The 12,412-nt window shown below is 69.4% G+C and carries 9 protein-coding genes and 2 pseudogenes; 4 read left to right on the forward strand and 7 right to left on the reverse strand.

Annotated features, from left to right (window positions below; genetic code table 11):
• Positions 1 to 2: 2 nt before the first annotated feature.
• A complete protein-coding gene (locus OG747_RS35425; RefSeq protein WP_405883428.1) occupies positions 3 to 2,201 on the reverse strand; it encodes an SdrD B-like domain-containing protein in 2,199 nt (732 codons plus the stop codon).
• A gap of 520 nt (positions 2,202 to 2,721) precedes the next feature.
• Entirely contained in the window at positions 2,722 to 3,150 is a 429-nt protein-coding gene (gene tnpA / locus OG747_RS35430; protein WP_266991251.1) for an IS200/IS605 family transposase, read from the reverse strand.
• A gap of 81 nt (positions 3,151 to 3,231) precedes the next feature.
• On the opposite strand from tnpA, the gene OG747_RS35435 reads away from it, so the two are divergent.
• Together OG747_RS35435 and OG747_RS35440 are read left to right on the forward strand one after the other, a co-directional pair.
• Complete coding sequence (locus OG747_RS35435; protein ID WP_405885865.1) at positions 3,232 to 4,443, forward strand: RNA-guided endonuclease InsQ/TnpB family protein; 1,212 nt, start codon at positions 3,232 to 3,234, stop codon at positions 4,441 to 4,443.
• Between the two features lie 55 nt (positions 4,444 to 4,498).
• A complete protein-coding gene (locus tag OG747_RS35440) occupies positions 4,499 to 4,966 on the forward strand; it encodes an SRPBCC family protein (protein ID WP_405883429.1) in 468 nt (155 codons plus the stop codon).
• A gap of 126 nt (positions 4,967 to 5,092) precedes the next feature.
• Here OG747_RS35440 and OG747_RS35445 read toward each other — a convergent pair whose 3' ends face one another.
• Positions 5,093 to 6,616, reverse strand: coding sequence for a hypothetical protein (locus OG747_RS35445; RefSeq protein ID WP_405883430.1), 1,524 nt, complete (start codon positions 6,614 to 6,616; stop codon positions 5,093 to 5,095).
• A complete protein-coding gene (locus OG747_RS35450; RefSeq protein WP_405883431.1) occupies positions 6,591 to 7,514 on the reverse strand; it encodes a phosphotransferase enzyme family protein in 924 nt (307 codons plus the stop codon). Before OG747_RS35450 ends, OG747_RS35445 begins: the two co-directional genes overlap by 26 nt.
• Before the next feature lie 135 nt (positions 7,515 to 7,649).
• Here OG747_RS35450 and OG747_RS35455 point away from each other — a divergent pair, with 135 nt between their 5' ends.
• Positions 7,650 to 8,897 (forward strand): MFS transporter, encoded by a 1,248-nt coding sequence (locus tag OG747_RS35455; RefSeq protein ID WP_405883432.1) that lies wholly within the window; start codon positions 7,650 to 7,652, stop codon positions 8,895 to 8,897.
• Here the strand turns inward: OG747_RS35455 and OG747_RS35460 are convergent.
• Entirely contained in the window at positions 8,828 to 9,085 is a 258-nt protein-coding gene (locus OG747_RS35460) for a DUF397 domain-containing protein (protein ID WP_405883433.1), read from the reverse strand. The two genes, OG747_RS35455 and OG747_RS35460, sit on opposite strands and share 70 nt — an antisense overlap.
• Positions 9,082 to 9,598 (reverse strand): annotated as a pseudogene (locus tag OG747_RS35465) (DUF5753 domain-containing protein); the annotation flags it as partial. The pseudogene OG747_RS35465 and the gene OG747_RS35460, both read right to left, overlap by 4 nt.
• 1,634 nt (positions 9,599 to 11,232) lie before the next feature.
• Between OG747_RS35465 and OG747_RS35470 the strand changes: the two are divergent.
• The gene (locus tag OG747_RS35470; protein ID WP_405885867.1) at positions 11,233 to 12,069 is read left to right on the forward strand and encodes a zinc ribbon domain-containing protein; all 837 of its coding nucleotides are present in this window, start codon (positions 11,233 to 11,235) and stop codon (positions 12,067 to 12,069) included.
• Here OG747_RS35470 and OG747_RS35475 read toward each other — a convergent pair.
• Positions 12,056 to 12,385 (reverse strand): annotated as a pseudogene (locus OG747_RS35475) (helix-turn-helix transcriptional regulator); the annotation flags it as partial. The gene OG747_RS35470 and the pseudogene OG747_RS35475 overlap by 14 nt on opposite strands.
• Positions 12,386 to 12,412: the final 27 nt, after the last annotated feature.

Here is a 12,412-nt window from a genome sequence, read left to right on the forward strand (position 1 = left end):
GGTCAGGTGCCTGCCCACATGCCGGCGTCCAGATCGTGGTCGACCGTTCCCGGGGGTCCGGTCGTCACGCTCGCCACGGCGGTCGGCGAGGACACATTGCCGCCGGTCGGCACGGCGTCGGAGTTGGTCGCCGGGTCGGGGCCCGTGGTGGGCGTCCACTTGAGCTTGCTGATGTCCCTGAACTTCGCCGGGAGCTTGCTGGTGTCGGCGGTGGTCTTGTCGAATTCCACCGTGTAGGCGGTGTTCGGCTGGAGTCCGTCGCGGTGGTCGAAGTAGTACTCGCCCTTCGCGTTCGTCTTCTTGGTGGCGACGACGTTGCCCGCCGCGTCCCGCAGGGTGACCGTCACACCGGGGAAGCCCAGGGATTCATAGCCGTCGGTGTTCTGGCTGCCGCCGCCGTCGTCGACCCACACCCGGTTGCCGATCTGTACCGGTGGCTCGTCGCACAACAGTTCAAGGTCGCCGAGGCCGTGGGCCTTGGCGAAGCCGCCGTCGTTGGCGTAGACGACGCCGAATCCCTGCTGGGAGGGGTCGCCGCCGCGGCTGCCCGTCGTACGGTCGAACCATCCGATTCCGCCGGACTGGATGGTGCGCACCGGGTCCATGACGGTGCTGGCGATCGTGTCCTGCTGCAGCGGCAGCGCCAGCGCGCCCTGCGCGGTCTCCCGGTGGATGGTCCCGCTGTACCAGTTGTCGCCGGTGAAGAACTCGTTGCCGACGCGCGGGCAGTCGGCGCTGCCCTCCCAGTGGTAGGTGCCGTCGGACTTGCGGCACACCTTGTTGATGTCACCGCCCGTGTTGCCGTTTTCCAGCGCCATGCCGGTGGCCGGGTTGGCGTTGGGCATCTGCAGACCGGACTGGTCGCCGTACCGGTCGCGGAAGCCCAGGACCAGGCCTCCGTCGCGCTCCACCTCGATGTCGCTGAGCATGGGCTGCGGGTAGGCCTGGATTCCCGTGGGGAACAGCGCCAGGTTGTCCCTCGTCCACGGCTTCCAGTTGCCCGGGGTGGGGTCGACGGCCGGGTCGCGGGGGAAGTTCAGCGGTTCGTTGACGATCGGCGCCGCACCGAAGGTGCCGGTGGCGGGGTTGTACGTCCACACCACGGCCCGCAGATCGTTCACGTTCTGGGTGCTCTCGGCGGAGCAGACGCCTCCGACATAGAGCACGCCGTCCCGTACGCCGAGGCCCATCGGCCGCCAGTCGCCGGCGGGGGTGCAGGCGGTGTCCGGGATCTTGACCGGCGCCCGCTTGGGGGCGAGCGCCGATACCACTGTGGCGTCGTAGGTGTAGAGGTTGCCGTCGTTCATGTTGACGACGTACAACTCCGAGCCGTCCGAGGAGATCTCGATGTCTCCGAGGGATTCCTTGCCGGGCCGGCTGGAGAAGGGGGCGTCCACGCGGTTGGCCTGGTTGTGAGGCGTGGTGCCCGCGTTCGGCACGACGGCGAACACTCCGGTGACGCCGGTGGTCCGGTCGGTGACATAGATCGCGCCCTGGCCGTTGCGGCCGTACTCCGTGTGCCGCTTGGCGTAGGCCCCGGAGAAGATCCGCTTGTCCTTCTTGCGGTACGCGAGCCCGTAGAGGGCTCCGGTGTCCCCGACGTCGGCGATCGGCTTCGGATTCGTGTTGTTGCCCTGGGTGTCGCCCCGGGAGTTGTACGGGAAGGTCACCAGGGTCTTGCTGCTGTCCGGATTGGTCGCCGCCTGCTGGCAGGCTGTGGCGAGGGTGGGGTTGTCCTGGCAGTAGTCGTCCGGGTTCCACACGCCCAGGTTGAGCGTGGTGTCCTTGCCCCTCCTCAGGTCCACGTAATTGAGGTGGGAGGAGAGTCCGGAGCCCGCGAATGCCGGATGGAGGAATCCCCTGCCGGTGGCCGGGTCGTACTTGTCCGGCCAGTCGGTCAGGTCAATGCGGTACCTGCCCTCGGAGTCGAGCCAGTCGTCGAAATCGATGGTGATGGTTCCGTCCGGGCCCACCGGGTAGAACCGTTCCTCTCCCGAGTCGTCGCTCCTGATCCGGATCGTCGCTCCGGCCAGGGCCGTCTGGATCTGCGGGTTGAGATCTCCCTTGGCCGCATACTCCCTGAACACATTGACGGTCAGCTTGCCCTCGCCGGTATCGGCCGAAGCAGGCGTTGCTGGAGCCAGCATGGCGCCGGCGCAACTCAGCGCCAACACCGCCTGCCAGGTTGCTCGTCTGATCACGTAATTCCCATCTCTGCCTCGCAGTCGCCATGGAGCAGCGCCTTGAGCAGGTTCGGCCCGGGGTACCGGGTGTGCGGTGGGTGTCGGCACCAAGAACGCACGTAAGGTCTCGCTCTCCACGCCGGGACATGAGTCCTGGCGTAACGCGACCGGTCGCGCCTCAGTAGCCGAAAACTAGCTCAGAGTAACCAATCGAATACACTCTGTGACTACCGGCGAATGGGTGACACCGGCTCCGGCCGGTACGTCCACAGTCCGCGGCCATCCCCTCGGGCGCGGGGAGCAGAGAACCCTGCCACCGCCGGCGGCTACCACGCGCGGGCCGGCAGAGCTCGTCAGCCGTCCCGCGTCAGCAGCGGTCGCCGCCGCTCAACAGTCCGGGATACGAAACCCGTCATGGGCCTGGTGGAACCTCTACCTCTGATCTTGGTCAGTGCTCCGCCCTTCAGGGCGGGGGTGAAGGCCATCCTTGGCCCGGAGGCGCGAAGCGCCGGAGTGCTCTGCGCCTCCGGGGTGACGGTCAGACGGGGCGCTGCTGGTTTTCGATGTACTGCTTGACGACGGTCAGGGGTGCCCCGCCGCATGATCCTGCGAAGTAGGAGCCGGACCAGAAGTGTCCACCCCACAGGTACCGGCGGACGTGGCTGTCGTACTCCTGGCGGAGTCTGCGGGAGCTGACGCCCTTGAGGGAGTTGACCAGCTTGGAGAGCTGGACCTTGGGCGGGTAGTGCACGAGCAGGTGGACGTGGTCCTGTTCGCCGTTGAACTGCTTCAGCTCGGCCTCGAAGTCGGCGCAGACCTCCCGCATGATCTCTTCTGTGCGGGTCAGCATGGCGTCGGTGAACGCCTTCCGCCGGTACTTCGTGACAAAAACCAAGTGAACGTGCAGGTTGTAGACAACATGGCGACCGGTTCTGACATCGGGATTAGGGTTCCAGCGCGGTGACATAGGCTCTCGATTGTGAGTCACAACACCCTGGTCAAGCGGCAGTTCGGGCACCGTGCCCGGCTCGCGCTGTCGCCTGCCGGGATGTTGAAGACAGACGACCAGGCGCACGCGGCCCGCACGATGTGGAACCTGCTGCACGCGTGGTGGCAGATGATGCCGAAGGAGAAGCGGACACTCGCGAACGCGGACGCCGCGATCCGACAGGCCCGCGAGGACATCGACTTTCTCGCCGTCCTCCCCGCCCAGGCCGCGCAAGCGGTACTCAAGACGTACTTCCGGGCGTGGAAGAACTGCTGGGAGGGCCGCGCCGACGCCCCGAACTTCAAGGGCCGCCTCCGCACGGTGATGTCCGTGGACATCCCGCAGGGCCGGGACCTGAACATCACCCGCGTGCACCGCCGCTGGGGCATGGTCAACATTCCCAAGGTGGGCCTGGTCCGTTTCCGGTGGACCAAAGACCTGCCCGTAGGCAAGCGTGCAGGCGCGGAGAACCGGATCACCGGGGCACGACTGATCAAGGACGCGCTCGGCTGGCACATCGCCTTCCGTGTTCAGACCCTTCAGGTCAAGCCCGATCCCCACCAGGGACCGGACGTCGGCATCGACGTGGGCGTCACCGTGCCCATCGCCCTCTCGGACGGCGAAACGTACGAGCACGGCGCATGGCTGACCGGCAAGGAGAAGGCCAAGCTTCTGCACTTGGAGCAGCGTGCCGCGCAGCGTAAGCAGCACCGCAAGCCCGGCGAGCGCACCAGCCGTCGGCTGCACCGCACCTATGACCAGATCGCAGGACTGCGCGCGAAAGCCAAGCGCCGGGCCCTGGACTGGCAGCACCGGACGACCACCGTCATCGCCCGCACATACGCCACCGTCGTGGTCGAAGCACTCAGCATCACGAACATGGTCAAGTCCGCCAAGGGAACGGTCGAAGAGCCGGGGAAGAACGTTGCCCAGAAATCTGGGCTGAACCGCTCCATCAGCCAGGAGGCATGGGGCCGCACGGTCACCATCCTGACGTACAAGACCGCCCAGCTCGGCGGCACCGTGGTCAAGGTCCCCGCCCCCGGCACCTCCAGGCGCTGCTCAGCGTGTGGCTTCACCACGTCCGGCAGCCGGGAGAGCCAGGCCGTGTTCGTGTGCAAGAACCCGGACTGCGGCTGGTCGGGCAACGCCGACCACAACGCAGCCCGGAACGTCTTGCACCTGTACCGGATGGGCCTCGCGCTCATCCCGGCTGCCGGGAGGGCAGTCGTCAGGCGCGCGAAGCGCGTCAAGCCCGCTGCCGCAAGGTAAGCAGGAATCTCCCGGCTTCAGCCGGGAGAGCACTTCAAGGTCCTAGAATCGGTCCATGGGCAGGACCGACCGCGCCAGCCGGGTGATCGCGGCACCACCGGCGACTGTCTACGGCGCCCTCCTCGACCGGGAGTCCCTTGAGGCCTGGCTGCCGCCGGACGGTATGCGCGGGCGGGTCGAGCGGTGGGATCCCCGGCCTGGTGGCGGGTTCCGGATGGTCCTCACCTACCTCGACCCCTCCGGCGGCCCCGGCAAGACTTCGGATGCGACGGATGTCGTCGATGTCGCGTTCGCCGACCTGGTGCCACCGGAGCGCGTGGTGCAGCGGGCGGTGTTCGAGGCCGACGACCCGTCATTCGCGGGCACCATGACGATGACCTGGCACCTCGCTGCCGACGGTGACAGGACCGAGGTGACCGTCACCGCCACGGACGTGCCACCCGGTATCGACCAAGCGGTCCACGAGGCCGGGATCGCCTCCTCGCTGGCCAACCTGGCCTCGTACGTCGAAGCGGCCGGCTGACTCGGGTCGGCTGCGACCCGGGCTCGGCCACATCGTCGAGGAAGCGATCCCGGCGTCGTGGCCGGCCTCGATCAGCTGGCTGACGTAGGACCTTCGCGGCGAGTGGAAGTCGAGGCCCTCGGCCTCTCACCGCTCGGCCGACTGGCGGGCCGGGGGCGGGGACGGGGGTGGGGGCGGCGTCGGGCGGGGAGCGGGGACCGGTGGCAGGGATGTGGATAGGGGGGTGCCGTCCAGGATCGAGCCGCCCAGTTCGTGGGCGAGGAGGCGGTGGGTGCCGTGCCAGGTGGGGAGTGGGGCGCGGTCGCGGCGCAGGGCCGCGCGGTCGACGGCCTGCAGGGTGGCGTACAGGGCGAACGCGAGGACGAGTACGGACGCGATGACGGCGTAGACAGGCGTGTAGGTGTGGTCGAACATCGAGCGGTGGGCGTCGACTTCTGAGGAGTTGACGCCGAAGAAGGCGAAGAGGAGCCCCAGGGTCGCGGTCACCGTGGTGACGAAGGTGACGGCGGCGACCGTACGGACGCGGCGCCGGTCGGCGGAGCGCTGTTCGGTCGACTGGATCGACGTCAGCTCGGCCGCCGCGGAGTTGGCGAGGCGGGACAGCCCCTTGCTGATCTTGGCGGCGCGCTCGGTCACCCCCATCGCCTCGTACAAGGCGGTGTGGTACGCCGTCGGCCTGAGGGAGGGGATCAGCGTGGCCAGATCGGCAGGCGTCTCCACGCTGTAGCCCAGCTCGAGTTCGAGGTGGCCGAGCGCGTCCGTGATGTGTTCGAGCAGCGTGCGTCGTTCGTGGGGGCGGGCGCCGCCGTCCGAGCGGTTGCGGAAGTGGCGGGTGTAGGAATCCGCGAGGACCTGGATCTCCCGCAGGCGGGCCGCGGAGGCGACGGCCTGCACGACCGAGAGAAACGCGGCGTTCTCCACGTAGTCCTGATGACCCGTCAGGAGGCTGGCGTAGGGACCGAGTGCGCCGGTCGTGGTGGGGCGGCGGTTCAGTTCGTCGGGCAGGCAGATGGAACTGTGTTCGGGGCGGGCAGGGAGATCGGCCCGGTAGATGACCCGCTGGACCGTGTCGGCCGACGGGACGTCCGCCGTGGTCGGGGAGGCGCGGAAGACGAGCTGGTGACGCTCCTGGAGCAGCCCCGGTGTGGTGGCGCCGACCCTGGACGCCGCGAGCTGCTCCAGTCCGACGCCGTCGCACGTGAGGTCCGCGTAGTAGAGGTCTTCGAGGAGGGGGATGCAGGCGATCAGGGGAGCGTCGACGTCGAAGGTGAGCGCCAGCAGGATCTGACCGGAAGGCGCGGTCAGATACCAGAGCGTGGCGGCCGTGACGCCGGTTGCCTCGGCGGTCGCGCTCCAGCGGTCGGGGACCACCGCCGTGGGATCGAGCCGCTCGCGCAGCAGCACCTGCGGTAACTGATCGGCGTGCTGCTCGTAGAAGGTGGCGAGCCGGCCCAGCTTGAGCAGGCCCGACGGGTGGCTGGGGCCACCGTCTCCGTCCGCGGTGCCGCCCGGCGCGTACGTCCACGAGGTCGCGTACACCGTCGTCAGCCGGGTGCCGTCGCGTGAGACGTACGGCGCGAAGGGCGCGGTCGGTGGGTTCGGCGCGTTCGGTGCGTTCTCGGGCTCAGAGGGCGTGCCAGCGGGCGCCAAGGTCACCCCTCCTCAACGACTCCATGCGCAGCGCGAACTCGGCTGCCTCGGACGGGGAATGGGTGACGTTCTGCATCAGCCAGGTGGTCATGCCGAGCTCCCGCACGGTGCGCAGAGTGCGATAGCCGGGGTGCTTCGTCACATCGGCTCCGTAGACGTCGACGAAGGCGGAGTACTCGGCGGGCGGCAGCCCGAACCGGTCCACGGCCGTGGCCGTCGGCAGCAGGTCCCAGGCCCGCGGGCCCATGGCGACGGCCTCGTAGTCGATCAGCAGCACCCGCTCGCCGCGCCGCAGCAGATTGCCGCGGTGCGCGTCGCCGTGCACGAGCCCGTACGCCGCCGGGTCCGCGGCGACGAGGGCGTGGAAGTCGTCCTCCGCGTCCTGGCAGGCGGCGTAGAGGAAGGCGAGGTCGGCCTCCGCCACCCCCTCGGCCTGCTCCAGCCTCCATCTCATCAACGGGAAGGGGTTGAGGGGTGGGACGGCGAAGTCCGGTTCCGGCAGTGCGTGCAGGGCGCGCAGGAGCCGGGCCAGGTCGGAGAGTTGGGGTGCGGGGAGGGTGGTGGGAGGCGCGTACTCCCAGAAGGTCACCAACCGCCCCTCCACCGCGATCGGCTGCGGCAGGTCGTCCCGGGGCGGGAGCGCCGGGAACCCCTGCGCCACGAGCCAGCGGGCGGTGGCCAGTTCCTTGTCCACCTTCGCGGTGAGCATGTCGGAACGGGCGACTCGGTAGACCAGTTCCCGCGCCGGGTCGGCGAAGAGAGCGTTCTCGCCGATCCTCAGCAGCTCAAGATCGCTGGGGGGGGGTGCGCCGATTTCGCCGCAGGCAGCCTTCACCGCGGCCTCGGCCGTGGATTCGGTGAACGGTCCGTACTGGGGCGGCTGTTGGGAAGGGTTCATGTCCGGTTCAGCCTTGTCAGGGGAGGTGTGGCTGTCAAGGGGGGAGTCTCGCAAGTGCGTTCCTCTTGTTCTTGCAAGTAATATGCAACAGGCTGGACGGGTCCTTACCACCCGCCCTGAACGCGGAGCCCCGTCATGCCCCAGTTGATACCGGACGCCGGACCTCGACGCGTCATCGCCGCCTCGAACTTCGTCTACACCGTCGGCAGCGGCCTCTATCTGACCGCCGGGGTCCTGTACTTCACCCAGGCGGTGCACCTCCCGGCCGCGCAGGTGGGTCTCGGCCTCGGTATCGCCGGTTTCGTCTCGCTCGCCCTCGGCATCGCCGCCGGTCATCTCGCCGACACGCACGGAGCACGCGGCGTCTACGTGGCCACCCTGGTCGTCCAGGCGCTGGCGACCGCCGCCTTCGTGTGGGCGGACAGCTTCTGGCCATTCGTTCTCGCGGTGTGCGTGGCCACGGGGGCGAAGGCGGCCGGGCTCGCCGCCCGCTCCCCGCTCATCAGGCACTACGGAGGAAACCGCCCCCAGGAATTCCGCGCCTACCTCCGTGCCGTGACCAACGTCGGCATCTCCCTCGGCGCACTGCTGGCGGGCTGGACCGTCCAGGTCGGCACCCTCACCGCCTACCAGCTCATGGTCATCGGCAACGCCGTCTTCTTCGCCGCCTCCGCGGCCATCCTGGTCCTCCTGCCACCGGTCACCCCCGGGCCCACCGCCGAAGGCCCCCGCTGGACCGCCCTACGAGACCGCCCCTACCTCCTGCTCACCGCGCTCGACGGCATCATGGCCATCCAGTTCAAGGTGCTCACCGTGGCGCTCCCGCTCTGGCTGATCGAGGCCACCGCCGCGCCACGCTGGCTCATCTCGGGCACCATGCTCATCAACACCGGCATCGTCATCGCACTCCAGGTACGAGCCGGCCGCACCGTTGATTCCCCCACGGCCGGCGGAGGTGCCTACCGGCGGGCGGGCGTGGCCTTCCTCGTCTCCTGCTCCCTGATCTCCCTGTCCGCGGGGACACCCGCGTGGGCCGCGGCGGCGCTCCTCATGACCGCCGTCGTCGTCCACGCGGTCGGCGAGCTGTGGCATTCCGCCGCGGGCTTCGAGGTGTCCTTCGCCCTCGCCCCGGAGCGTGCCACCGGCCAGTACCTCGGCGTGTTCGGCCTGGGCGCGGGCTTGGCCGAGGCGCTCGGACCAGGCCTGCTCATCGCGCTGTGCATCACCTGGGGCCGCCCCGGGTGGTACGTCGTCGGAGCGCTGTTCGCTTTTACGGGCCTGGTGGCGCCGTTCGCCGTCCGGTGGGCCGAGCGTCAGCGGCGCCCGCTGTCTGCGGCGAAGTCGAGGAATTCCGTCCAGGTGGTGGGGGAGAGGGTGAGTTGAGGGCCGGAGGTGTTCTTGGAGTCGCGGATGTGGATGGTGGTGGGGCAGGTGGCGACCTCGACGCAGTCGCCGGAGCTGTCGCCGCTGTACGTCGACTTGCGCCAGGAGAGGGCCACTTCGACGCAGTCGTCACCATCGCTGCCGCTGTAGGTGCTCTTGAACCATGCCAGTTCCGTGGTGCTCATCATGCTCCGCGCATCCGCTCCAGCAGGCTCCGGGAGTCGTCCGGGGTGAGGGCCTGTGAACGCAGTTTCGCATAGCGCATGTGGAGCACACTGATCGATTTCGGGTCGGCGATGAACTGGCCGCTTCGCTGCGCCTCGCAGTACCCGAACCACTCGTGTTCAGGTGTCTCCGCCAGCCGGATGGGGCCGTCGAGGCCAGCGTGGACGGCGCAGGCCATCGGCATTAACTGGAGCTCCACATTGCGCAGTTCCGTAACTGCCAGGATCGAGTCGATCAGCCCGCGCGCGACCTCCGGACCGCCGGTCCCCCGCTGGATGATGTGCTCCTCGACGATTGAAGCCGAACGTCGTGTTGGGCCGCTCAGTGAGCAGTCGCTGACGGCGTTCGCGGGCGGCGAGTTGGGCTTCGATCTGTGAGTCGGTCAGCACGGGCACCCGCTCGTTGAAGAGGGTGTGCGCGTATCCCTCCGTCTGGAGAAGGCCCGGGACGAGTCGGCTCTCGAACGTGTACAGGGTCTTCAACTGTTGGGTGTTTGGCTTGAGCAGGCTGGTTGCTGCTACTTCGTGTCATCGGTGCGGATCCTCAGGATCCGCCACTGCTTCCATCCTGGTCAGTTGTGGTTTCCGTCTCCTTTGAGAGACGCGGGTGTTCCGCGTCTCGTCCTCGTCGGATGCCGACGGTCGTGGTCTTCCCGTACTTTCCCGGCCTTCCCGCACCCTGAGGGTGCGGGAAGGCCGTGTCCTTGTGTGATGGTCGTTCGTTAGGCCGATCGGAGTGCCGGGATGCGGCCGCTGCTGAAGATGACCGGCACAGGTACGGGAAAGGCGGGGTGGCTGGCATGGCCAGGCTGATGGCGACGGCCACGTGCAGCGCCTTCTCCGGTGTGCTGGAGGGCAGTGGTGAGCGGGTCGGGCAGCGGGTCTTGCTGGAACGGGTGGGTTTTCTCGCGGAGTTGAGCCGGGAGCTGGCCGGTGCTCTGGTGGCCGCCCGGTGGGATGAGGATTCCCTGGATGTGCTGGCCGCCGGGGTGGATGAGCGGGGCGAGACGCTGCCGTCCAAGGGGTGGATGGCGCTGCGCCGCCTGAACTGGCCCCAGGATGTGCCGTCCCCGGCGGGGGTGTACGTCTCGGACCGGGTGCGCCGGGGTGCTGAGGAGTATGCCGCGCGCACCCTGCGGCTGGCCCTGCACCGGCGCACCATCGTGGCCGCGGTCCTGGCCACCTGGCCGGATGATCCGCGGCGGCGCACGGAGGCGGAGTGGACGGCGCTGCGAAAGCTGTTGCCCGCCGGGGTGAGTGGTGCGGAGATCCGCAACCGCACCCGGCAGATCCGCGCGTATGTAACCGGGCACGGGAAGTTGCCCGCCGGGTTGTGCGTCCTGGAGGGCCCGCCCCGGGTGGCCGGGCAGGTGTTGCTTGCGGCGATGGACCGCCAGCAGGTCACCCTGGCCCGGGTGGACGAGGCCACCGCCCGGCTGCGGGTCAAGCTCCCCCTGCGCGCCGCCCCCGCCACGGGGCGGGACTGGGCCTGGCACGTGATCGACATCCGGCTGCCCGGCACCATCACACCCGACGCGGTGCTGCACACCCCGACCCTGCGCACCACCCGCACGGGCCGGATCGCCGTCGACCTGCCGCACTCCCGGCCCGCCCCGGCCACCAGGGCGAGCGGGCATACCGTGGCACTCGGTTTCGACTGGGGTGTCAACACCCTGCTCACCGGCGTCCTGGGCCGCCTGACCGGCCACGGCCCGGCCAAGCGGGTGGTCACCGACGGCCGTCCCCTGGTCTTCGACGCCACCACGGTCAGTGCCGCCCTGCACCGGCTGCGCGGCCACCGCGAGCACCTCGCCGCCAAGCGCGACCACTACCGGGCCCTCGCGGACGGGCTCGGCTCCCCGCACCCGGCCTGGGGCGAACACCTCGACCGGGCCCGGGTACTGGAGGTCGAGCACGGGCGGGTATGTGCCCGCATCCGGCAGCTGAACGACGCGCTGGCCTGGGCTGCCGCCCGCTGGGCCGTCGACCAGGCGGCAGCGCTCGGCGCGAGCGTCATCTACCTGGAAGACCTCGCCACCCTGGAAGCCCGCGGCCACCGCAAGGGCAACGCCCGGCTGTCCGGGCAGGTGCGCGGCACGGTGGCCGAGGCGATGCGGCATCTGGGTGCGAAGGCGGGGATCGTGGTGGTCACCGTCCCGGCCCGGGGCACCTCCAAGCTGTGCCCCGGCTGCCTCGGCAAGCTCACCCACCATCCGGCCCCCGACCGGCTCGCCGAGCGCGGCTGGAAGTGGGCGCACTGCACCGGGTGTGGACTGTCCATGGACCGGGATCACGCCGCCGCCCGCCGGATCGTCTCCCGCGGCCTGCTCGCCCAGGCCCACACCCTCACCGACCGCGCCACCGGCGCCCGGACCATCCGCACCACGATGGAGGGCACGGTGGCTCTGGTCCGCCACCCGAAGAAGGCCACCCGCCGCCTGCGCCGACTGCGCCGCGCCGAGATGACCCCACCCCGGCCGCGCGGACCGAAGGCCACCCCGGGCAAGGGGCACCCCACGCCCAGCAGGCCCACCGGCCCCCAATACCAGCCCGCCCGGCGTGCTGCCCCGGCACACGCCCCGGGCCCGAAGACTTCCCGCCGTGCGCCCGATGTGCGTACGGTCCCCGCCACCACCCCCACCTCGGGGGCAGTCCAGCGTCCGGCGGGGCATGACACACAGGCACCAGCCCTGTCCGGGCCGGTGCCAGGTCATGGAGTACCCGCACCCCACCGGATCGAAGCAGATCTTCTTCGATCCGGCCGGATGCGGCTCTCGAACAGAACCTGTCGACGGCGCACCCGCGCCGCCGAGCGGACCGGCTTCCACCACCTGCACGCCACCGAGGTCCACCCCCTCACCCCGAGGTTCGGACCCCACACCGGCGACCGCACACGGCCACGCCGCGCCCGAAAAGCCTGGAAACCACAGGCACACACAGAGTTCTAGAGACGCTGATCGCCTCCTTCTCCAGCTCCGCCCATTCACGGAACCAGGACGCCAGCCCCGGTTGCCGCGTGGCGTACTTCGCCGCTGCCCGCAGTACACCGAACGCGTCGAGTAATTCCTCCGCCCTCTCGACGTACACCCGAGGTGGCAGCCGTCTCCCCTGCTCGATCGACGCCACCGTCGATGGCTGGTACCCCACGAGGGGAGCGAACTCCTCCTGCGTCAGCCCCGCTCGCTTGCGGCAGGCCTTGTGGACGAGCCCGAACGTCTTCAGGCTGTCCGATGGTTCGGGCTCGTTCGTGGTGCTGTTGGTCATACCGGGTATGGTCACGGACGGTTACCC

It is taken from the genome of Streptomyces sp. NBC_01384 (assembly GCF_045040035.1).
GTDB lineage: Bacteria > Actinomycetota > Actinomycetes > Streptomycetales > Streptomycetaceae > Streptomyces.

Coding starts and splice junctions, on each gene's coding strand:
- OG747_RS35435 (WP_405885865.1), top strand. CDS start 3,232: ATGTTGAAGACAGACGACCAGGCGCACGCGGCCCGCACGATGTGGAAC.
- OG747_RS35450 (WP_405883431.1), bottom strand. CDS start 7,514: ATGAACCCTTCCCAACAGCCGCCCCAGTACGGACCGTTCACCGAATCC.
- OG747_RS35460 (WP_405883433.1), bottom strand. CDS start 9,085: ATGATGAGCACCACGGAACTGGCATGGTTCAAGAGCACCTACAGCGGC.
- OG747_RS35440 (WP_405883429.1), top strand. CDS start 4,499: ATGGGCAGGACCGACCGCGCCAGCCGGGTGATCGCGGCACCACCGGCG.
- OG747_RS35470 (WP_405885867.1), top strand. CDS start 11,233: ATGCGGCATCTGGGTGCGAAGGCGGGGATCGTGGTGGTCACCGTCCCG.
- OG747_RS35455 (WP_405883432.1), top strand. CDS start 7,650: ATGCCCCAGTTGATACCGGACGCCGGACCTCGACGCGTCATCGCCGCC.
- tnpA (WP_266991251.1), bottom strand. CDS start 3,150: ATGTCACCGCGCTGGAACCCTAATCCCGATGTCAGAACCGGTCGCCAT.